General features: G+C 72.9%; 21 protein-coding genes. 8 read left to right on the forward strand and 13 right to left on the reverse strand.

Going from position 1 to position 21250, the window contains the following annotated elements; all coding sequences use genetic code 11:
- The first annotated feature begins 67 nt into the window (after positions 1-67).
- The 3 genes from AB0I81_RS15330 to AB0I81_RS15340 all read left to right on the forward strand — a co-directional run bounded on the left by AB0I81_RS15330 (position 68) and on the right by AB0I81_RS15340 (position 2253).
- On the forward strand, positions 68-490 hold the full coding sequence (locus tag AB0I81_RS15330) for an XRE family transcriptional regulator (protein WP_360656151.1): 423 nt from the start codon (positions 68-70) through the stop codon (positions 488-490).
- 164 nt (positions 491-654) lie between these two features.
- The gene (locus tag AB0I81_RS15335) at positions 655-1035 is read left to right on the forward strand and encodes a hypothetical protein (RefSeq protein ID WP_360656154.1); all 381 of its coding nucleotides are present in this window, start codon (positions 655-657) and stop codon (positions 1033-1035) included.
- 3 nt (positions 1036-1038) lie between these two features.
- Complete coding sequence (locus AB0I81_RS15340) at positions 1039-2253, forward strand: MAB_1171c family putative transporter (protein WP_360656157.1); 1215 nt, start codon at positions 1039-1041, stop codon at positions 2251-2253.
- A 50-nt stretch (positions 2254-2303) separates the two neighbouring features.
- On the opposite strand, the gene AB0I81_RS15345 is transcribed toward AB0I81_RS15340, so the two are convergent.
- Complete coding sequence (locus tag AB0I81_RS15345; protein ID WP_360656160.1) at positions 2304-2708, reverse strand: hypothetical protein; 405 nt, start codon at positions 2706-2708, stop codon at positions 2304-2306.
- Positions 2709-2856: 148 nt separating this feature from the next.
- Complete coding sequence (locus AB0I81_RS15350; protein WP_360656163.1) at positions 2857-3681, reverse strand: helix-turn-helix transcriptional regulator; 825 nt, start codon at positions 3679-3681, stop codon at positions 2857-2859.
- 123 nt (positions 3682-3804) lie between these two features.
- On the opposite strand from AB0I81_RS15350, the gene AB0I81_RS15355 reads away from it, so the two are divergent.
- Positions 3805-4452, forward strand: a complete 648-nt coding sequence (locus AB0I81_RS15355) for a DsbA family oxidoreductase (protein WP_360656166.1) — start codon at positions 3805-3807, stop codon at positions 4450-4452.
- Between the two features lie 60 nt (positions 4453-4512).
- On the opposite strand, the gene AB0I81_RS15360 is transcribed toward AB0I81_RS15355, so the two are convergent.
- Positions 4513-5442: a LysR family transcriptional regulator gene (locus AB0I81_RS15360; RefSeq protein ID WP_360656169.1), complete on the reverse strand. Its 930-nt coding sequence runs from the start codon at positions 5440-5442 to the stop codon at positions 4513-4515.
- Between the two features lie 165 nt (positions 5443-5607).
- On the opposite strand from AB0I81_RS15360, the gene AB0I81_RS15365 reads away from it, so the two are divergent.
- Entirely contained in the window at positions 5608-5979 is a 372-nt protein-coding gene (locus AB0I81_RS15365) for a cupin domain-containing protein (RefSeq protein WP_360656172.1), read from the forward strand.
- Between the two features lie 13 nt (positions 5980-5992).
- Here AB0I81_RS15365 and prfH read toward each other — a convergent pair whose 3' ends face one another.
- From prfH to AB0I81_RS15400, 7 genes are all read right to left on the reverse strand, one after another.
- Positions 5993-6610, reverse strand: a complete 618-nt coding sequence (gene prfH, locus AB0I81_RS15370) for a peptide chain release factor H (RefSeq protein ID WP_360656175.1) — start codon at positions 6608-6610, stop codon at positions 5993-5995.
- Positions 6607-7755 (reverse strand): RNA ligase RtcB family protein, encoded by a 1149-nt coding sequence (locus AB0I81_RS15375; protein ID WP_360656178.1) that lies wholly within the window; start codon positions 7753-7755, stop codon positions 6607-6609. Before AB0I81_RS15375 ends, prfH begins: the two co-directional genes overlap by 4 nt.
- A 143-nt stretch (positions 7756-7898) precedes the next feature.
- Positions 7899-8384, reverse strand: coding sequence for a hypothetical protein (locus tag AB0I81_RS15380; RefSeq protein ID WP_360656181.1), 486 nt, complete (start codon positions 8382-8384; stop codon positions 7899-7901).
- 87 nt (positions 8385-8471) lie between these two features.
- Positions 8472-10577 (reverse strand): ABC transporter permease, encoded by a 2106-nt coding sequence (locus tag AB0I81_RS15385; protein ID WP_360656184.1) that lies wholly within the window; start codon positions 10575-10577, stop codon positions 8472-8474.
- A gap of 29 nt (positions 10578-10606) precedes the next feature.
- Entirely contained in the window at positions 10607-13828 is a 3222-nt protein-coding gene (locus tag AB0I81_RS15390; RefSeq protein WP_360656187.1) for an FtsX-like permease family protein, read from the reverse strand.
- Positions 13785-14477, reverse strand: a complete 693-nt coding sequence (locus AB0I81_RS15395) for an ABC transporter ATP-binding protein (protein WP_360656190.1) — start codon at positions 14475-14477, stop codon at positions 13785-13787. The genes AB0I81_RS15390 and AB0I81_RS15395 overlap by 44 nt, the downstream gene beginning before the upstream one ends.
- Positions 14474-15409, reverse strand: a complete 936-nt coding sequence (locus tag AB0I81_RS15400; RefSeq protein WP_360656194.1) for an ABC transporter ATP-binding protein — start codon at positions 15407-15409, stop codon at positions 14474-14476. Before AB0I81_RS15400 ends, AB0I81_RS15395 begins: the two co-directional genes overlap by 4 nt.
- A 201-nt stretch (positions 15410-15610) precedes the next feature.
- On the opposite strand from AB0I81_RS15400, the gene AB0I81_RS15405 reads away from it, so the two are divergent.
- Together AB0I81_RS15405 and AB0I81_RS15410 are read left to right on the forward strand one after the other, a co-directional pair.
- Positions 15611-16729 (forward strand): hypothetical protein, encoded by a 1119-nt coding sequence (locus tag AB0I81_RS15405; protein ID WP_360656197.1) that lies wholly within the window; start codon positions 15611-15613, stop codon positions 16727-16729.
- A gap of 58 nt (positions 16730-16787) precedes the next feature.
- Positions 16788-17096: a hypothetical protein gene (locus AB0I81_RS15410; protein WP_360656200.1), complete on the forward strand. Its 309-nt coding sequence runs from the start codon at positions 16788-16790 to the stop codon at positions 17094-17096.
- A 114-nt stretch (positions 17097-17210) separates the two neighbouring features.
- On the opposite strand, the gene AB0I81_RS15415 is transcribed toward AB0I81_RS15410, so the two are convergent.
- The gene (locus AB0I81_RS15415; RefSeq protein WP_360656203.1) at positions 17211-17954 is read right to left on the reverse strand and encodes a VOC family protein; all 744 of its coding nucleotides are present in this window, start codon (positions 17952-17954) and stop codon (positions 17211-17213) included.
- A 19-nt stretch (positions 17955-17973) separates the two neighbouring features.
- Positions 17974-18834 carry a helix-turn-helix transcriptional regulator gene (locus AB0I81_RS15420; RefSeq protein ID WP_360656206.1) on the reverse strand — a complete coding sequence of 287 codons (861 nt, stop codon included), beginning with the start codon at positions 18832-18834 and terminating at the stop codon, positions 17974-17976.
- 94 nt (positions 18835-18928) lie between these two features.
- Here AB0I81_RS15420 and AB0I81_RS15425 point away from each other — a divergent pair, with 94 nt between their 5' ends.
- Positions 18929-19951 carry an aldo/keto reductase gene (locus AB0I81_RS15425; RefSeq protein WP_360656209.1) on the forward strand — a complete coding sequence of 341 codons (1023 nt, stop codon included), beginning with the start codon at positions 18929-18931 and terminating at the stop codon, positions 19949-19951.
- Positions 19952-19958: 7 nt separating this feature from the next.
- Here AB0I81_RS15425 and AB0I81_RS15430 read toward each other — a convergent pair whose 3' ends face one another.
- Positions 19959-21185: a serine hydrolase domain-containing protein gene (locus tag AB0I81_RS15430; RefSeq protein WP_360656212.1), complete on the reverse strand. Its 1227-nt coding sequence runs from the start codon at positions 21183-21185 to the stop codon at positions 19959-19961.
- Between the last annotated feature and the right edge of the window lie 65 nt (positions 21186-21250).

Consider the following 21250-nt stretch of genomic DNA (forward strand, 5'->3'; position numbering starts at 1 on the left):
TCACAGCAGTTACCGCCGAGCGGTGGGAGGGGCCGGCATGACGGACCAGGGGTCAGGGCAGCCACCGATGACGCTCGCCGAGAAGCTAGAATTTCTCTTCCAGACCGTTCACCCGCCGGGCAGAGGCCCGTACAGCAACGACGAGGTGGCCGCGGGCCTCAAGGATCGAGGCGGGCCCACCATCTCCGGCACTTATATCTGGTACCTGCGCAAGGGCGAGCGCGACAATCCGACCATCAAGCACATCGAGGCGCTCGCTCGCTTCTTCGGCGTACCCTCGCAGTACTTCCTTGAGGACGATCCTGCCCTCATGGAGCAACTCAAGCTCCTCAACGCGTTCAAGGATGCCGGAGTTAAGTCGATGGCGATGCGGGCAGCGGGGTTGTCGGCTGAGAGCCTCGCCTCCATCAGAGAAGTCGTCGAGCGGATGCGCGAGCTCGAAGACCTGCCCGACGGCGAGGCGGGGCCCGACACGGCCGGCGGTCCTTAACCCCCACGGCCCTCAAGAGTGCGAGGCGGGACGTGTGTCGCAAAGATATCTGGTACGAGTGCGGGCGGCTCGTGCAGGAGCTGAGGCTTCCTGTTCCGTTCAGCGCGCGCAAACTGTGTGAACAGGTCGGCGCGGCACGAGGGCGCGAGATCAGGGTGATCCCCATGGTGGAGCTTCCCAGCCGCCTCTATGGGCTGACGGAGATGCGCGAAGAGCTCGACATCATCCGCTATCAGCCGTACACCACGGCCCTGCACCAAGAGCACATCATCCTGCACGAACTGGCGCATCTGCTGCTCGGCCACGACCCGGCGCGGCTGCACCGCATCGTGTTCCCGTCGCTGGATCCCAAGATGGTGGCGACGGTGCTCGGCCAGACCAACTACCTCGGCAGGACCACGTACGAGGAGAGGGTGGAGTACGAGGCCGAGTACGTCGCCACGCGGATCCTGGAGAGGGCGCGCCGTCTCCCCGACCGCTCCCCGGCGGAGTACCCCGGCCGCAATTCTCGCCTTGAGCGCACTCTCGGCCGCCGCCCGAGGTGATCGGTGAACGCGGCGCTCTACATTCCCAGCGCGGCCCTGGTGTGGCTCGTGGCGATACTCAAGATCACATACGTGGTCAGGGGCGGTCGCAACCCCGGATTGATCACGTTGTCGGTGGCGCTGCTGTTCCTGGCCGTCACCATGACCGTCGCCATCCCCGCGGTCTGGACCTGGCTCGACCTGAGCCTGGACGCCGCCAACGTGTCCGCGCTGATCTCCCAGGCGTCGGCCATCGGGTTCGCGCTCGCCGTACACCTGCTGGTCCTGTTGTGGCTCGTCCCCGAGGAGCGGGTCCGGGCGGCCATCTGGTGGCATCTCCTGACCTGGGCGCTGATCGTCGGCGTGATGACGGTCCTCTTCCGGCGGATCCCGCCGCTCGCCGAGGAGCCCACCAACTTCGTCGTCAGGTACGCGGGCGACCCCCGGGTCGCCACCTACCTCGCCGTGTACGTGATCGTCTTCGGCGTGGTGCAGGTGAGCAACACCCTGTTGTGCTGGCGCAGCGCGTACAGCGACGGGCCCGGATGGCGGCGGCTGGGGTTGTACCTGGTGGCCGCCGCGTCCTTCCTGGGCCTGGTCTACGCGATCATCAGGGGCATTGACGTGCTCGGCAAGCAGGCCGGACTCCCCGTGCACGGCCTGGAGCCCGTCGCCCGGCTGGTGATCTGCGGTGGTGTGGTGCTCGCCTCCCTCGGCTGCACGGCCTCGTCATGGGGCGCGCGGGCATCGGCCGCGGCCGCGTGGCTGCGTGACTACGTCTCCCGTGTCCGCCTCTACCACCTGTGGACCGTGTTGTACGAGGCCGTGCCGAACATCGCGCTCGACCCCCCGCCCCGCTCCGCGCTGCACGACCTGCTGACGGTGCGGAACACCGGATACCGGATCACGCGCCGGGTCGTCGAGATCAACGACGGCTTCGTGCTGCTGCGTTCCCGGCTGGGCCCCGAGGCCTGGGCGGAGGCGGAGGCGTACTGCCGGGGCCGCCGCCTGACCGGACCTTCCCTCCAGGCCGCCGTCGAGGCGTGCCTGCTGCGACGTGCCCTGATGATCGGGTCACCGCCCGCCACGCAGCCGGCCCCGGCCCCGCCCCCCGAGCACACGCGCATGCCCGGCGAACTCGTCGCCGCCGAGGTCAGGAGGTTGCGGCGGATCGCGCGCGCCTTCAGCCGGTCACGCGCGGTCCGCAACTTCCCCTTGCGGGAATCCCGGCCGGTTTGAACGTGGGCGCCGGGTGCCACCGGTGGAGATGAGCGCCGGGCCCTCATGCGTCAGGCGGCGTCGAGGGCCTCGGTGATCTTGCGGGCCATGTCGGTCAGGGTAGGGCTGGGCTGACCCTGGTGGATGCGGGCGGCGGCTTCGAGGGCGACGATGACGGTGGCGCGGAAGTTGTCGGCCTCGGCCGGGTCCTGCTGCTTGAGCAGGGTCATGGACGCGGTCAGGGCGGGCAGGACCTGGTCGGCGAGGTCGGCGACGGTCTTGCCGTACTTGATGCCCTTGGGCGCCTTGGCGATGACGTGCCCGATGGGGCCGGTGGCGGAGGTGAGGGCGATGGATCCTTCGGTGGCGGTCTTGTGGGCCGAGCCGGCGGCGCCGGCGGCGGACATCAGGGAGACGGCGCCCCAGGCGGCGACGCGGAGGGTGAGCTGGTCCTGGTCGGTGAGGTTGATGGCCATGATGGTGTGTCCTTTCACAAGGGTGACGCGTGCCGGCCGCCTTGTGGTGGCTGCGTTCGCTGTCCCGTTCATGGCGCCAACTCTCGCCGACCGTGCTGATACCGGGCCGTCGCCGTCCTGACGCGGCCACTGACACGCCGACCTGCTGTCAGGCAGCGGTGAGGCGGTCGAGGGCGGTGGCGGTGGCCTCGTCGGAGGCGAGGTAGACGACCAGCCGCCGCTCGTCGGAGTCGGGCAGTTCCAGGCTCTCGTACGCCAGCCGCAACTCCCCGGCCTCCGGGTGCGCCCACCGCTCGACGCCGGTGCGCGCGGGCAGCGCGGCCGAGCCCTCGAACCGGTCGCGGAAGCGGGCGCCCACGGTGATCGTCAGCTCCTCGGCGAGCAGCGCCGCGTGCGGGTCGCCGAGCGCGGCGGCGGCCCGCAGCGCGGCGGTCCGCTCGCCGGCGACCGCCTCCCAGTCGGGATGGACGTCGAGCGCGCGCGGGTCGGTGAAGACGTACCGGACCAGGTTCGGCAGCGGGACCTCCAGCAGCCCGGCCGGGCCGGCGAGCCGCGCGAACCCCTCCGTCCACGCCAGCAGGTCGCCCGGCCGGTTGACGACCAGTGCCGGCGCGGGTTCGAGCCGGTCGAGCAGCGCCCGCACGGTCGGGCGCACCGTCAGGGGCCGCGCCGCGGCGGTCCCGTCGCACGCGCCGCCGCCGGTGGCCTTCGCCAGCCGGTGCAGGTGGATCCGCTCATCGCGGGACAGGCCCAGCGTGTCCGAGAGCGCGGTGAGCACCTGGGCGGACGGGCTGCGGTCGCGCCCCTGCTCCAGCCTGGTGAGGTAGTCCACGCTGACGCCGGCGAGCGTGGCCAGCTCGGCCCGGCGCAGCCCGGGGGTGCGACGCCGGTTCCCGTTCGGGAGCCCTACCTCGGCCGGCGAGACCGCCTCCCGGTGCGCGCGCAGGAACGCGCCCAGCTCTGTCTCTGCCATCAGCGCGAGTGTACGCGCGGCGAGTCCGGCCCTGCCAGGGCTGGGGAACCGCATCCTGGCCCTGCCAGAGCCAGGAAAAGCGCAGCCTGGTCCCGGTCCGTCCGGCGCTGGGACGCTCGCAACATGAGAGTAGAGATGTACGGCGACATAACGTGCCCGTGGTGCCGTCTCGGCGCGCACCAGTTTCATCGCGCGGTCCGCGAGGCCGGTGCGGAACAGGACGTCGAACTCGTCCATCGTCCGTACCAGCTCATGCCCGACGCGCCCGACGACCCCCGGCCGCTGATGGACGCGGCGGCCGAGTTGTTCGGTCCTGAGCAGGCCGAGGCGATGCTCACGGGGATGACGCAGGTCGGCGCCAGAGAAGGGGTCGAGTACCGGTTCGACCGTGCGGTGGCGGTCAACACCCTGACCGCGCACCGGTTGTTGTGGCTCGCCCTGAACGAACACGGTCCCGCGGTGCAGGCCGCGCTGGCGACCGCCCTCTTCGACGCCTACTTCCGCGACGGCGTGAACATCGCCGACCACACGCGCCTCACCGACCTGGCCGAGCGGGCCGGCATGGCCGGCCGCCGGGTGCGGGACTTCCTCGCCTCCGGGGAGGGCTTCGCGGAGGTACGTGAGCAGGTGGCCGCGGCACGGCGGGAGGGCGTCACCACCGTGCCGCGATTCGTCTTCGGGAACGGCACGCAGATCGTCGGCGCGACCGGCACCGAGGCCCTCCGCGACGCGCTCGGGCTCTCGGCGCAGGGCGTCCACCGCGACGGGTAGGGATGCGCAAGGCGCGGCGGTGCCCGTGGATGATGGAACGCTGACGTGCGGATGGTCGAATCAGCCGCGGTCAGGTCCCTCGGCCGATCGCAGTCGCGTGGCCACGGAGCGCAGGTGCTCGATCATCGCGACGGCCGCGGGCAGCCGGTGCGCCTGTGCCGGTGTGGCGGTCAGCACGGTCCTGGTCAGCGACGGTTCGCTCAAGGGGCGTACGACGAGGTCGGGGGCGGTCGCGGGGAGAGTGAGGAAGGGGGCGAGCGCCACCCCGAGCCCCGCCGCGACCAGCCCTCTGACCGTCATCTGGTCGTCGGTCCTGAAGGCGATGACCGGCTCGAACCCCGCCTGCCGGCAGGCCCGGGGCAGGACGTCCACCGTGGATCCCCGGCGCACCCCCTGGATCCACCGTTCGCCGGCCAGGTCGGCGAGCCGGATGCGGGCGCGACCGGCCAGGCGGTGGCCCGGCGGTAGCGCGATGTGCAGCGGGTCGGTGAGCAGCGGGCGCACCTCGACGTTCGCGGGCAGCACCAGGGGCACGGCGGGGAACTCGTACACGAGCGCCAGGTCCAGTTCGTGCGCGGCGACGGCTGCCATGGCCTCGTCGCGGTCGGCCTCGACCAACTCCACCGACACTCCCGGCCGCTCGCGCAGGAAGGCGCGCACGGCCAGGGGCATGAGCGTGGCGTTGGCCGTCGTGAACGAGCCGAACCGCAGCCTGCCGCCCTCCCCGGTGCGGATCGCGGCCAGCGTGCTCTCGGCGGCACGCAGTTCCGTCAAGATCCGCTCGGTGTGGTCCAGGAGCGCGCGCCCGGCCTCGGTCAGGCGGACGCCCCGGGCGTGCCGCTCGAACAGCCGGGCCCCGGCCTCCCGTTCGAGCACGGAGATCTGCTGCGACAGCGCCGAGGTGGTGTACGACAGCGCGGCGGCGGCACGGGTGAGCGACCCGTGGCGGGCCACCTCACGCAGCACGCGGAGCCTGGCCAGGTCGAGCATACGGAAACGCTAAACCGTTCGTTAAGGAGCTGTCGATTGTGCTTAATGCTCGGCTCCGCCCATTCTGACGGCATGCGATTCGGAACTCCTCGCGGCACGCGCCCGTAGCCGGCCATCCCCGCCGTGAGGCCATCCCGAATGGACCACCCCCGTGTACGGAGCCGCATGATGCTGACCACACTGAACGCCATCCCGCCCATCCTGGTCTGGAAGGACGTCCTGGCCCGCGTGATCCAGGGCGAGCAGCTCACCCTGGCCGTCGTCGAGCTGCCTGCGGGCGGCCTGGTCCCCGAGCACCGCCATGCCAACGAGCAGATCGGTGTGTGCCTGCAGGGCACGCTCACCTTCCGCGTCGGGCAGGAGACCCGTGATCTCGGCCCCGGCGGCTCCTGGCGGATCCTCGCGCACGTTCCCCACGAGGTTCAGGCGGGGCCGGAAGGGGCGGTCGTGGTGGAGGCGTTCGCCCCGGTGCGGGAGGACTGGGCCGACCTGGAGCAGGCGGATCCGGCCACGCCACGCTGGCCATCCGCACGCTGAAGCAGGCGGGCGGTCAGGCTTTTCCCGGGCGTTCCGTGCGGGTGGGGTTGCCGCGTACGAGTTCGTCGTGGATGTGCCAGCGGTCGGTGATGACGGCGCGCTCGGCCGCGTCGTCGTCGTGTTCGATGCGCTCTCGCAGCAGCCGCATGGCGATGCGGCGGTTGAGGCTGAACTGGCGCTCGGTGTCGACCACGACGACGATCCCGGTGGGCCGGTGGGTCGCCCGCACGGCCGTGCTGGCCTTGTTGCGGTGCTGGCCGCCGGGACCGCCGGTGCGGCAGGCGACGACGTCGACGTCCGTTTCCGCGAACGTCGTGCGTTGGGTGCCGACCTGGCACGGCCGGGCGATGACGTACCAGTTCTTCCGGCTGGTGGCGGGCCGGTATGGGCTGGGGGCCTGCCAGCACAGGGTTCCGGTCCACGACGCGGCAAACGCCTCGGCGCCGGCTCCCGTGATGCGGACGAGGGCCGATCGGTAGGTGCCGGGACGGTCGCCCGGGACGGTTTGCTCCCGATCAGTCCGCAGGTCGTGCCGGGTGGCGTCGGTTTCCAGGCGGTGCAGCAGCTTGGCCAGCGCCCACGCGCATTCCTGCGGGCCCCGCCCGGCCGACAGCAGCAGGTGCACGCTCACGACCGCCGCCCGGGCTTGCGCCTGCCCTTGGACCCCAGGTCGGCGGTCTTGTAGGTGACCAGCGGGATCGTGGTGGCCACGGGGGTGGCCAGGCCGTGCTCGACGAGATCGTCGATCACCTGCTCGATGCGCTTGTACGCCGTCGGCGCCTCCTCGAAGAGCAGTTGCCGGTCGCCGCACACCACCAGCGACCCCACCGGCGTACGGCGCAGTTCCTCGACCGTGTGCTTGGCCCGGCCCCGGCGCAGCGCGTCGGCCCGCGACATCTTGCGGCCCGCGCCGTGCGCCACCGAATGACCGGCCTCCGGCCCGGCGTGGCCGGCCACGAGGTAGGAGGGGGTGCCACGGGTGCCGGCGATGAGCACGTCGCGGCCGTCGCCCGGCGCGGCGCCCTTGCGGTGCAGGTAGCTCCCGTCGCGGATCTCGACCAGGTTGTGGCACTGGTCGACGATCGGCTCGGTGGGCTCGGCCCCCAGGGCGTGGGCGACCCGGGCGGCCAGCAGCCGCCGGTTGAGCGACCCCCAGCGTACGGCGTCGTCGTGCATGGCCAGGTAGGCGCCGGGATCGGGGGCGGGGCCCGCGCCGTGCAGCTCGGTGTGCGCCCGCAGGATGCGTTCGCCCAGACCCCGGGAACCGCTGTGGACGACGAGGACCAGGTCACCGGCGGCGAGTCCGAGATGGCTCGCGTGCTCCGGCTCGAAGACGGTCCCGATCCGGGCCAGCTCGACGAAGTGGTTGCCCCGGCCGACCGTGCCGAGACCCTCGACGTGACCCGCGGGGATGTCGCCCTTCAGCACGTCCCAGGCCGGGTCGTCGGCGTCCTGCTCGGGGTCCAGCGCACGATCGAGGTCGGGGAAGCGGGCGGCGAGCTTCTCGGGTACGGCGCGCCGGAGCCTGATGGGGAACACGGCGATGCCGCAACCGATGTCGGAGCCCACCAGGAACGGGTACAGGATCGTCGACGTCATGGCCGCGCCGATGGGGGCGCCCTTGCCGGGGTGCAGGTCGGGCATGCCGGCGACGTGCGTCATGCCGTCGAGGGCGGCCACCTGGTGGCACTGTGCGACGGCATCGGACTCGATCCAGCTCGTGGGGGAGGCGAACACGGTGACCGTGGCGGAGGGCCGGGAGTGTTGCTGAGACAAAGACGCTCTCTCTTCGCTGAACGTGGGTATGGGCGGGCGGCATCACGGCGCGGGCGGGCGCCGTACCAACTCGAAACAGCCTCAAAGCCTCATGGACACCACGTTCCCCGAGTTTCACCACGCGGGGCAAATGATTTTCGGGGTCAGAGCGAGATCAGAGCCAGCAGGAAGAGTGCGAACGCCGCCCAGGTCGTCCCGAACTGGATCCAGTTGATGGCGAAGTAGCGCTGCCGTCCCGCTTCCCAGTCCGCCGGCATGGCCTCGGGGTTCCAGGCCAGCATCACCTTGTAGTGCGGTGTCTTCCACACGTTGGAGACGATGAGGATGCCGACGACCACGACACCCAGGCCGACCGCCGTGAGCACGAACGAGGCCGAGCCGAGATCGTCCCGGAGGAACGCGAGCGCGACGATCGCCGCGACGCTCGTCCCACCCGACCAGGCGTAGTTGTACGCCTTGCCCCAGCCGTTGTTCGCGTACCGGAGGAACGTCTCCATGAAGTTCCTGAAGTCCCGGCCGCTCATCGCCGCGAGCGTGGGACGGAGGATCACGCACAACCCGCCCAGGAAGCCCGCCGCGAGCCCCGCGCAGAAAACAGCCGCCGCGAGCGCCCATTCCTCGGCCGTCATGTCCGCCCCCTCCACGCTCGAAGCAGGGTACGGAAAGATGGTAACCGGAGAGGCGTCTTCCTCCCCAGGTGACGTCCGCGCGGAGCCTCAGGTGGCGCCCGCGCGAAGCACCTCGCTCAGCCGCCGGCGCCGGCGGAGCGCCGATTCGACGGGCACCACGACGGCGACCGCCGCCGGGAACGCGACCGCCACCAGGCCGAGGCCCCACCACGGCAGCGCCGGGGCCGGGTCGGCGCCGGTGATCAGGCGCAGGGCGAGTGAGCCGAACGTCAGGCGGGCCAGCAGCACCCCGAGCAGCGAACCGGCCACGGCGGCGACCAGCACCGGCGGCAGCAGTTCTCCCACGGCGACCCAGCGGGCCTCCCGGGGCCGCAACCCGAGGGTGCGCAGCCGGGTCAGGGTCTGCCACCGCTCCGGCGCACCGGCCGCCGCGCCGAGCGCGAGCCCCAGCAGGCCCAGGGCCGGCAGGGTCACGGCCGAGGCCCACGCCAACCGCAGCAGCCCCGAGGCCAGCGGTCCGTCCGCCGCCCCCTGACCGACGGTGGCGCCGAGGATGAGCGCGTACGACGCCAAGGCCACGGAGGTCACCAGCACCAGCAGCGGCAGCACCCGAGTGGAAGCCGCCCTCGCGGCCCCGAACACCGCCAGCGGCCGGCGCGACCGCAGGAGCCGCCCGAGCACGAGGCGCGTCCCGACGGGCAGCGCCCACACCAGCACCAGCGCTCCCGCGAACGCGCCAAGCGTGGGCGCGCTCGCGGGCAACACCCCGCCGGCGACGATCCCACGCTGGTACAGGGAGACGAAGGCGGCGACCGTGACGGCCAGCACGCCGGCCTCGAGAACGGCCCGCCGCAGCCGTACGGTATGGCGGAGCCACCGCCGCGCACTCCGGTTGGCCGGGACCCGCCGATCCCGGGTGGCACGGGCGGCGGCGACCGTGCCGAACCCCGGCCCGGCCACGACGGCGGCCACCACCACGGGAGAAGCCCACGCCCAGGAGACCCCCGGCGCGAGGTACCAGGCCAGGCCGAGCCCTGCCGCCGCGCCCGCCAGCGCCACCACGGCGGACTCCAGCAGCAGCTCACCACCGATCACGGGCAACGACATCCCCCGCTGCCGGGCGGCGGTCAGGGCCGGGGCGCGGCGGCGGGCCAGCAGGTCGGCGGCGAGCAGCAGGACCAGGACCGCGACCGCCAGCAGGGCGGTGAGCAGGACGGACGCCTGTGCGGAGGCGGCCTCGACCTGGGCGCGCACGTCCCGCAGCATCCCGTCGAGCCGCGTCTCCCACTTCAGCGAGCCGTCCCGGGCGCCGGAGGAGCCGGAGGCCGCCTTGAGCGCGACCACCTTCGCGTGGACCGACGGGACGGAGTCCCAGGTGAGCCGGGCCGGGTCGGGCGTGAACCAGACGGTACGCCGCAGTTCGTCCTGGCCGAAGGCGAGCCGGGCGTCGGGCAGGGAGTCGCGTGACAACAGCCCGGCGAACCGGGTGCTGCCCGCGCCGTCCGCGCCGGAGGCGGGTCTCAACAACGACGGGACCAGCCGCCAGGCGGGATCGGCGTTGTCACGAGGCCGGAAGACGCCGCTGACCTGGACCTTCTTGTCGTTACCCTGATCGTCGGCCAGCGGGATGGGGTCGCCGGGCCGCAGCCGGAGAGCGGCGGCGTCCGCCTCCGACAGGCCCACCTGCACCGGCCACGGTGGCGCGCCGTAGGGCAGCTCCGCCGTCTCGGAGCCGGTGGGTTCCGGCGGGCCGCCCGCGACCCAGGTCACCTCGGGCCCGCCTTCGCGGGCCAGGTAGGCGAGCTGGAACGTACGCAGCACACTGCCGTCGGTGATCTTGAGGATGGGGCTGGTGACGGTGGCGACGGGTGGACGCAGCGCGGTGCGCAGGCCGGGGCCGAGCTCGTCCGCCGCCCTGGTGCGGAAGTCGTCCACGTCTCCGGCCAGTCGGGGATGGCGGATGCGGCTGCCGCCGTTCCCGTCGTCGCGTTCCATGAGGGCGTGCACCTGGAGGTCGCCGCCGGTGCGCACCCCGTCTCGTACGGCGTCGTCGGCGGTCGCGGACAACATCGGCGGGACCGCGCCCGCGAGCAGCGCGACGACCGCCACCACGGCGGCGACCAGGAGCAACGGCCCGGCGTCCACGCGGGCCCGACCGGCGACGCTGGGCCAGTGCGGTGCCGGGGGCCTCATGACGCCGGGCCAGTGCGGCGCCCGGAGCCTCACGACGCCACCCGCAGGTGCGCGGCATCGACCCGCCGGGCCTGGACGGCGACCACCGCGCTCACCGCCAGCGCGCACCCCGCCAGCAGCACGGCGAGCAGGACGGACTCCGCGGCCCACGGCCAGACGGGCAGCACCTCGGGCACGGGCGCGGCGCCGGTGTCGGAGCGGACGAGCAGGGGCGCGACGACGCGGGTGGCCAGCGCGCCGACGACCGCACCCGCCGCGAGCAGCGGCAGCAGGATGCCGACGTGCTGGCCGAGCAGCACGGTACGGATCTCGCGCCGGGTCATCCCCAGCCCTCGCAACCGCGCCACCTCCACCGCGCGGGCCCGCAGATCGAACGTCACATGCAGCACCAAACCGGCGATCATCAGCAGCACCGCGGCCGGCACGAGCAACCGGAGCACGGCCGGCAGCCCGGCCCGCAGCGGGCCCTCGGCGAGCCGGGCGGTCTCCGACTCGCGCGTGGTGACGCCGCCGAGCCGGAGATCGGCCGCATCCGCCCTGGTGGGGTTGCCGACCCACCACGCGTCCACCGGAACGTCGAAGTCGCCGCCGACGGCCAGGGCGCGGGAGAGCGCGTCGAAGTCGGCCAGGATGGCCCCGGCACCCGGCGCGGACGGTACGGCCGGCAGCACCTCGGCCACGCTGACCCGGACGGGGGTGAGGCCGACGGTGAGGTCGAGCGCGGAGCCGCGCCGGACGCCCACCTCGTCGGCGAAGCGCGCGGAGACGGCGACGGGCATCGGTCCGGGGGCGGGGAACGCGGTGGCGATCAGGTTCCTGGCGGCGTCCGGCGGGCCCTGCAACTCGACGGTCGTCGTCATCCTCAGCTCGGTGCCCGCGGAGGTGCCGATGAGGGCGACGGCCGGTTCGCCGAGTTGTCCTGGAGCGGGAGCGGCGGAGGTGGCGGTCCACGGCGGGCCGGGGGTCGTGCCCGGCATGGTGAGTGTCACCTCGACCCGGCTGTTTCCCGCAGCTGGGTTCGCCGACGTGAACGGAAGGGACACCGCGACCAGCCGCAGCCCCTCGGCCGTCGCGCAGTCCGGCAGCGGACGCGCCCTGCCGTCGAGCGGAACGGGCGCACCCGTGCAAGGGGTACGCAACCCCGTCGCATCCTGGAACAGCAGCCGGGGGGTCACGGTGAGCGGCGTCGTACCGGTCGCCTTCCCGACCAGGGAGAGCGCGGCGCCGGCCGGGACGGAGACCCCGGCGGCCGGAGCCGCCGGCGCGAGTCCGGCACCCACCTCGGCCCACGTGCGGCCCTCGGCCGTCCGCCCGCGCAGCAGCGCGCCGGCGCGGGTGGTGTCCACGGCGACCAGCCGCGGCGGGTCGCCCGCGCCACCGAGCCACTGACCGACCGCGATGCCCCGATCGGTGGCCGGGCTCACCTCCCCGCCGGTGGCCGCGCCGACCGCCGCACCCTGCCCGGCCGCGGGCGGGGCCGCGAGGGTGAGCGCGAGGTCGGTGCCGACGGACAGATCGGCCTGATCCTGCTGGGAACGCTGCCAGGTGGCATCGAACCCGATCCCGTACGTGGCCGCCGCGCAGCCCAGCCCGATCAGCAGCCCCGCCGCGACCGCCTGCGGCCTGCGGGCGGCCTCGAACGCGGCCAGCGGAACCACCAGCCCGCGAGCCCGGCCGGCCAGCCGCTCCACCCCACGCAGCGCGGGCCACACCAGGCGCAACGCCAGCGCGGACCCGGCGATGAGCAGCAGCGCGGGAGCCAGCACGCGTACCGCGTCGATGGGGGACCCCGAGCCGGTCGGCTGGTCGCGCAGCTGCCACCAGCCGACGGCGGCGAACACCACGAGCAGCAGGTCGGCGCCGGAGCGGGCGAGCAGTTCGCGCCGGTGGCGGAGGCCGGAAACCCGCCGCAACGAGGGCACGACGAGCACCACCGCCAGCGCCAGCGCGCCCGCGGCGACGGACAGCACCTGCGCGCCGTTCACGCCGGGTCGCGCGGCGAGCCCGGCCCCGGCCATGGGCGGCAACCGGGTCAGCACGGCGTGCAGGGCCGACGAGGCGGGGACCGCGATCGCGGCGGAGAGCACGGCGAGCGCGCCGGCCTCGGCGAACGCGGCGGCGGCGAGCCGGCCGCGGCCGACGCCCAGCGCGGACAGCAGGGCGGTCTCCTCGCCGCGCACACCGGCGCTGAGCCGGCCGGCGAGGGCGAGGGCGGTCGCGGTCAGCACCAGGCCGATGGCGGCGACGGCGAGCACGGCGGCCGTGGTGACCTGCTGCTGGTCGCCGGCTGCCAGGAGGGTCGAGGGCAACTGGGAGGCGACGCGTTGGATCTGTACCCGGTCGCCGAGGGTGCGTCCCAGTTCGCGGTCGGCGGCGAGCACGGCCCGGGTGGCGGTGTCGAGGCCGTGGCGGGTGGGGGCGGACAGGTCCGGGTGGGCGGTGATCTCCAGCCGGTCGATGGTGGAGCCGCCGCCGAGCAGGTCGCCGAGGTCGACAATGAACGGTCCGTACGCCTGGACCGGTTGTGCGGAGCGGCCGTCGCGGTAGGACAGGTCGTATCCGGCGGCGGCGAGGGGGTCACGGTCCCAGCCGGCGCCGGGCAGCGGGCGTACGATGCCGACGATGTCCACCCGGGTCGCCTGGGCGGGCTCGTCGGACAGCTCCGCGCCCAGGCGTACCCGGGCGCCGACGGTGAGGCCGAGTTGCCGCGCGGTGGGCTCCAGGACGACGGCCTCCATCGGCGTTGCCGCTCCGGCGCGCGGCCAGCGTCCGGTGGCCAGCCGGGCGCGGGCCTGCAGGTCCTCGACCCCCGACAGGTACGCCACGGCGGCCCGCCCGTCCGCGAGCGATGGTTGCCCGGACGACGTGCGATCCGCTGGGAGCGAGCGCAACGCCGACGACGCGCGTGCGGCCGTCGTCGTCTCGAACGGGGCGAGGGCCGAGGTCAGCACGTCGCGGGTGTCGTCGGCGACGGATCTCGCGTCCCGGCCGCGTACGGTGACGGTGTAGGCGGTGACGTCGATCTGCTCGGGGGTGGCGCGGGAGGCGGCGGTTTCCAGCGCCTGCTCGGCGGTGCGGGTGAGCAGCAGGGCGCAGGTGCCCAGCAGGGTGGGGCCGACCACGGCGACGGCGAGGAGGGCCGCCAGCAGCGGCCATTGCGCGCGGGCTCGGCGGGCGACCAGCTTCAGCACGGGCGACTCTGACCGATCACGAACCCGCCTGCCCGTCCAGGTGCCCGTCGTTGATCTCAAGCACCCGATCCGCCAGCGCCAGCATCGTCGGATCATGCGTGGACACCAGCGCCGTCACGCCCTCGGACTCCACCACCCCGCGCAACAACGCCATCACCGACAGCCCGGTCTCGGCGTCGAGCTGCCCGGTCGGCTCGTCGGCGATCAGCAGCCGGGGCGAGGCGGCCAGCGCCCGCGCGATCGCCACCCGCTGCTGCTGCCCGCCGGACAGCTCACCGGGAAGTTGTTCGGCATGGCCGGCCAGGCCGACCAGCTCCAGCAGCAGTGCGACGCGCCGCTCGCGTTCGTTCGCCGGCATGCGGGCCAGCCGGAGCGGGGCGCCCACGTTCTCCGCCGCCGACAGGACCGGGATCAGGCCGAAGGTCTGGAACACGTACGAGACCTTCTCCCGCCGTAACAACGACAGGCCGTCCTCGTCGAGGGCCGTGACGTCCGTGCCGTCCACGAGGACCGTGCCGGAGTCCGGGCGATCCAGGCCGCCGATGACGTTGAGCAGGGTGGTCTTGCCGGAGCCCGACCGTCCGACGAGGGCGGTCATGGTTCCGGGCGCGAGCTCGAACGTGACATCCCGCAACGCGTGCACGGCGGTCGCCCCGCTGCCGTAGCGCCGGTGCACGCCACGCACGCTGACCAGCGCCCTGCCGCTCATGCGGCTCCGCCGTCGCCGTCGGGACGGATCGCGACGTGATCGGCCTCCAGCACCAGCCGGACCCGCCGCGTCAACGCCAGCGCCTCCCGGTAGTCGCGCGGCACCTGGATCCGCCCCGCCCGGTCCATCACGGCGTACTCCTCGGCGATCACCCGCGGGTCGCCGTCGTCTCCGGTCGCGGTACGGCGCAACACTTCGCTGCTGGTACGCCCGTCGCGAATCGCCACGGTTCGCTCCACCTGCCCGCTCACCGCGGGATCGTGGGTCACGATGACCACGGTGACCCCCAGCCGCCGGTTGACCTCCCGTAACATCCCGAACACCGAGGCCGAGGTGGCGCTGTCCAGCTCTCCGGTCGGCTCGTCGGCCAGCAACACCCGGGGCTCGTTGGCCAGGGCGACCGCGATGGCGACCCGCATCTGCTGCCCGCCTGACATCTGCGCGGGCCGCCGCTCGGCGCACTCGGCGACGCCCAGCGTGTTCAGCAACTCGGCGGTGCGCCTGCGGCGAACGCGGGCGGGAGTCCGGGCCGCCGTCATCGGCAGGTCCACCATCTGCCGAGCGGTCAGGTACGGGATGAGGTTGGCGGCCGTCTGCTGACGTACGAATCCCACGGTGTCGCGCCGATACCGGACACGATCGCCCCGCGACATGGCCAGCAGATTCCACCGATCGACCCGCACCCGCCCGGCGGTGGGAGCGTCCACCCCGGCCAGGATGGACAACAACGTCGACTTCCCCGACCCGGACGCCCCGACGACGGCCACCATCTCCCCGCCGTCCACGACCAGGTCAAGCCCCTGCAGCGCCTGCACCTCGACCGACCCGGACTGGTAGATCCGCACCAGGCTCTCGCACACGATCAACGCGTCCCGCCCGAACTCCGGCGCCTTCGGAGGAGGCTGCGGCAGGGACAGCGGCGTGATGGACATCCTCCTCCTCAAGATCTCTGACCAGACTCTACAATCCCCGCCGGTGAGGGTGGGGCCGGGCCGGTGGGCTGCGGCCTAGGGAAAACCCCGAGTCAGGCCCTGAGGCCCGGCGGGCGGTGCGGGCGGACACTGGGGCCTCAGTGGCCCGGTGCGGGGGCCGGGCCGTAACCGACAAGGCGAACCGGCCGAATCGAGGCAACCATGGCCAAGCCAGAGTTCTCCCCGCCCTCCGGACTTCCCGAGCCCTTCCCATCCGTAGCGGACGACGTCATGTCCCGCGCCGCCAGTGCGGTCACCGACGCGGGTCTGCGGGACGTGGCCGCTCCCATCCGTGACGCGCATGGCGAACTCGAGAGCGCCCTGATGCGCATCCACCGCGAAGGCCGTCCCGGGGCCCAGGACGTGGACAGCTTCCTGACGCCCAGCGGCGCCGTGCAGGGCGTCGCCGTCGGGCTCGGCGAACCCGGATCCCCGATCGCGCCCGGCGAGCCGGCGCTCACCGTGTACGTGGCCGAGCCCACCGAGATCAGCAGGGCACGCGAGATGGTCGTGGACGGCCTCGGCGTCTCCTCCGCCCGGGACGTGCCGATGATGGTGCGCCAGGGCGTGTTCGACGCGCAGCCGCACCGCTTCCGGGCTCGCCCGGCGCCGGGCGGCATCTCCACCGGCCACACCGCGGTCACGGCGGGCACGCTGGGCTGCCTGGCCGTCGGCCGCAGCGCGCCGCGCAACTCGCGCCTGATGATGCTGAGCAACAACCACGTACTGGCCGACGAGAACAAGGCGTCACTGAACGACCCCATCGTCCAGCCGGGGTCCTTCGACGGCGGCACCTCACCGGCGGACCAGATCGCGGTGCTGGAACGGTTCCGCCCGATCGCGTTCGGCGGCGCCCCGAACCTCGTGGACTGCGCGGTCGCCTGGTGCTGGCCCGACCGCGTACGCAGGGAGCTGACCTACGTCTCGGGCGGCGGCCAGTCCTTCTTCCGCATCGCCGGCGCCCCCGTCGCCCCGGCACTCAACATGGTCGTCGGCAAGACCGGCAGGACCACGCAACTCCGGCAGGGCGTGATCAACGGCCTGGCCTGGTCCGGCTTCGTCAACTACGACAGCGGCCCGGCGTTCTTCACCAACCAGATCGCGATCCGCCCCATCGGCTCGCCCGAGTTCAGCGCGGGCGGCGACTCCGGCTCCGTCGTCTGGGCATGGAGCGGCGCGCTTCCCCCGGTCGGCCTGCTGTTCGCCGGCAGCACCGCGCAGACCCTGGCCAACCCGATCCAACTGGTCCTGGACGCCCTCGACATCAACCTGTACACCTGACCCATCCGCCGTACGATGCCTGGGTAGGGCAGGCGCCTTCCGAGCTGAGGAGCCGCTCGTGGCAGACGACGAGAGTTTCGAGCCCCCCGGGCAGGTGGAGGGCGGATTGCCGGAACACACGGTGTTCACCGCATCGATGCCCGCCGCCACCCCGATCACGGCCGCGGTCGAGCGGGTCGCCGGGGAGTGGCTGGAGGTACGCGGCGTCGAGGCGGTCGCACACACCATGGGGCCGGCCGGCGAGGACGTCGTACAGGTGATGGTCACCGACCAGGCGACACTGGACCGGCTCGCACCCCGGCTGCCCGCGGAGGTGGACGGCTTCCCGGTCACCGTGCGGGTCAGCGGCAAGTTCCGGGCACAGTAAGAGCCGATGGGGGACGAAGACGGGGCCAGGCGACCCGGTCACCTGGCCCCGCCCCTCGCGTCCGGCCAGGCCGGCGTCTTCACGCGGCGGGCAGGGTAAGGAATGACGGCCGCGTCAGTGCCGTCCGAGCACGCAGAACTCGTTGCCCTCCGGGTCGGCCAGGACCTTCCACGGAACGTCGCCCTGGCCGACGTCGGCGGTGGTGGCGCCCAGGGCCCGTAGCCGGGCCACCTCCGCCTCCTGCGCTTCCATGGGGTGCGGCACCAGGTCGATATGGACCCGGTTCCAGACGGACTTCGCGCCGGGCGTCGTGCGGAGGAGCTCCAGGTACGGCCCGGCACCCTTGGGGGAGCGCAGCCGCGCGTGATCGTCGCTCACCTCGTGCACGGTCCAGTCCACCGCCTCGCCCCAGAACCGGGCCAGGGCGCGCGGATCCGCGCAGTCGATCACCACCGCGGCGATCGGCCCGGCATCCCGGTAGATCGGCCGGGGCTCCAGCACGCAGAACACGTTGCCCTCCGGGTCGGCCAGGACCGTCCACGGGACGTCGCCCTGGCCCACGTCGGCGGGCGTCGCACCGAGCTCCTTCAGGTGCGCGACCAGCTCAGCCTGATGGGCGTCGGAGGTGGTGGCGAGGTCGAGGTGCACCCGGTACCTCACCGTCTCGGGGTCGGGGACGGCGACGAAGTCGACGTAGAAGGCGTCGGGGTCGGGCCAGGTGAAGCCCTCCGGTTCGAGGTTCGTCACGCCGGGGCCCTCGCTGGAAACGCTCCAGCCGCCGAGCGCCCGCGCCCAGAACCGGCCGAGCGCCGAGTCGTCCCTGGCCTTGAAGTTCACCTGAAAGAGTCCCAGCGCCATGCCGCCGATCTTATGCCCGTCAGGGTTCGAGGCCGCCCGTGGTTCCCGCGGGGAACTCTTCGAGGCCGAGCACCCGCAGCAGCTCCAGCCGCTCGCGGGTGTCGGCGTCCGCCGGGGTGAACACCAGCAGCTGTTGCCCCTGGTCGGGCGTGAACAGGGTCTCGCAGTCCATCACCAGGCGGCCCACCCGGGGGTGCAGCAGCGTCTTGCGGTTGGTGCGGCGCACCGCCACCTCGTGCTCCGCCCACAGGCGCCGGAAGTCGGCGCTCGCGGTCAGCAACCGTTCGACGAGCCCGGTGACCGCCGGGTCCCCGGACCGGCGGCCCGCGACCGCGCGCAGGTCGGCCACCATCTGGCGGGCCTGGTGCTCCTGGTTCTCCGGTGGGTGGACGGCGCGGGTGGCGGGGTCGGTGAACCACCGGTACACGATGTAGCGCCGGTCGCCGGAGAAGCGGGTGTGGTCGCCCATCAGCAGGAGGGCCGCCCGGTTCTGGGCGAGGGCCTCGCCCAGGTCGGACAGCACCACGGCCGGCGTGTCACTGAGCAGGTCGAGCATGCGCATCAGGCCCGCGCGGGCCAGGCGGGCCGTTCCGTCGGCGGGCGGGGGCTGGTGACCGGCCAGGTGGAACAGGTGATCGCGCTCGTCGTCCGACAGGCGCAACGCCCGCGCCAGCGCGCCGAGCAGTTGCGTGGACGGCTGGCTGCTGCGGCCCTGCTCCAGGCGTACGACATAGTCCACCGACATGCCGGCGAGCATCGCCACCTCCTCCCGGCGCAGCCCGCTGGTGCGGCGGCGGGCGCCGTCGGCCAGACCCACCTCGGCCGGGCGGATCGCCTCGCGGCGGCGGCGCAGGAAGTCGGCGAGTTGCTCACGTTCCATGACTTCATCCTGCCGTCTGTCCTGCGGGCCATGCCAGGGAGCGGCTCTCCCATGATGAACGCTCCGCTTCCGCCCGCCCCGCCAGGCGCCCAGCATGAGAGCGACAACGAGGGAGAACATGATGCAGACAAGAACTCTGGGCCGCACCGGACCGGCCGTCTCCGCGCTGGGCCTGGGCGCGATGGGCATGTCCGGCGGGTACGGCGTGGCCGACCGCGCGGAGAGCGTCGCCACCGTGCACGCCGCGCTGGAGGCCGGCGTCACGCTGATCGACACCGGCGACTTCTACGCCATGGGCCACAACGAACTGCTGCTCGCCGAGGCGCTGCGCGGCCGGGACCGGGACGGTTACCGGCTGAGCGTCAAGTTCGGCCAGCTGCGGGGCCCCGGCTCCGAGCACGGCGGGCAGGACGGCCGCCCCGAGGCGGTGAAGAACTTCCTGGCCTACTCGCTGAACCGGCTGGGCACCGACCACATCGACATCTACCGTCCCGCCCGGCTGGACCGGAGGGTGCCGATCGAGGAGACGGTGGGGGCGATCAAGGAGATGGTCGACGCCGGGTACGTGCGGCACATCGGGCTCTCGGAGGTCGACGCCGAGACGATCCGCCGGGCGCACGCCGTGCATCCCATCGCCGACCTGCAGATCGAGTACTCGCTGCTCTCGCGGGCGGTCGAGGCGGAGGTCCTGCCCACGCTGCGGGAGCTCGGCATCGGCCTGACCGCGTACGGCGTCCTGGGCCGCGGCCTCATCTCCGGGCACTGGGCCGCCGGCCACAACGCCGGCCCCGGGGACATGCGCGGCTTCAGCCCGCGCTTCTCGGGCGAGAACCTGGAGCACAATCTCGTCCTCGTGGACGCGCTGCGCCGGATCGCCGAGGCGAAGGACTGCACCGTCGCCCAGCTGGCCATCGCCTGGGTGGCCGCGCAGGGTGCGGACATCGTGCCGCTGGCGGGCGCCCGTACGCGGGAGCGGCTGGCCGAGGCGCTGCCCGCGATGGACCTGACCCTCACGGCGGATGATCTCGCCGAGATCGAGAAGGCGGTGCCGGCGGGCGCGGCCAGGGGCGACCGGTACCCGCCGGCGTTCATGGCCGACCTCGGGGTGGGGAACTGAGCGGCCGTCAGTCGATGGCCTGGTAGAGCGTGGTCCAGAAGTCGCTCATCAGGTGGGCCGGGCTGGGCACGGTGTAGGCGAGCTGGCAGAGCAGGATGCCGGTGAGGCCGTTCTGGGGGTCGGCGTAGGAGGAGGTGCCGCTGCCGCCGTCCCAGCCGAACTGGCCGATGGGTGCGTAGTCGCCGCGGTAGGTGCGCACCGCCATGCCCATGCCCCAGCCGCCCTGCTGGCCCTGGCCGAAGGAGATGTGCACGCCGTCGGTGGCCATCTTGGTACGCGCGGCGTTCTGCTCCGGGGTCAGCCGGTTGGTGGTCATCAGCTCGACGGCGGGCCGGGACAGGATCTGCCGGCCGTTGTGCACACCGCCGTTGAGCAGCATCCGGAAGTAGGCGTGGTAGTCGTCGGCGGTGGAGACCAGCCCGCCACCGCCGCCCGGGAACGCCGGCGGCCTGCTCCACCGGCCGTCCTTGGCCTCGTCCCACACCAGGAACTCGCCGCTCTGCGGGTCCGGCGCGTACAGCGGCGGCAACCGGTCGATCTTGGTCTCGGGTACGTGGAAGGCGGTGTCCTTCATGCCCAGCGGCTCGAAGATGCGCTCGCGCAGCACGTCCTCGAACGGCCGGCCGGTGACCCGGGAGACGAGCACGCCGACCAGGTCACTGCTGATCTGGTACTGCCAGCGCTCGCCCGGCTGGTACTGCAGCGGCAGCTCACCCAGGCGGCGCATCCACTCATCCGGCTCGGGCACCTCCACCGGCAGGTTCGGGGTGAGCCCCTTCTCGAAGACCGCGTTCAAGATCGGGGTGCCCAGCGACATCATGTCCATGCCGAGGCCGAAGGTGGAGGTCAGCACGTCCCGCACGGTGATCGGCCGCCGCGCCGGCACGGTCTCGTCCAGCGGGCCGTCGGGCCGGGTGAGCACCTTTCGGTCGGCGAGTTCGGGCAGCCACGGATCCACCACGTCATCCAGCCGCAACCGGCACTCATCCAGCAGCACCAGCGCCGCCGCGATCGACAACGGCTTCGACGTGGAGGCCATCCGGAAGATCGTGTCCCGGCTCATCGGCGCGCCGCCGTCATGCCGCATCGTGCCGATCGCCTCGACGTGCGTCTGACCACCCCGGCTGACCAGAGCCACCAGCCCGGGGATCTTCCCCGACTCCACATGCCGGGTCAGCACCTCACGCAACCGGCGCAGCCCACTCGCGGAGAAACCACCGTTACCGTGTTCCATCGTCCATCTCCCTGCTCGGTGTGTGACCTGTTGATGACCACCACCATGGACGACCCCCCTGACAC

The organism is Nonomuraea sp. NPDC050404 (assembly GCF_040655495.1).
GTDB lineage: Bacteria > Actinomycetota > Actinomycetes > Streptosporangiales > Streptosporangiaceae > Nonomuraea.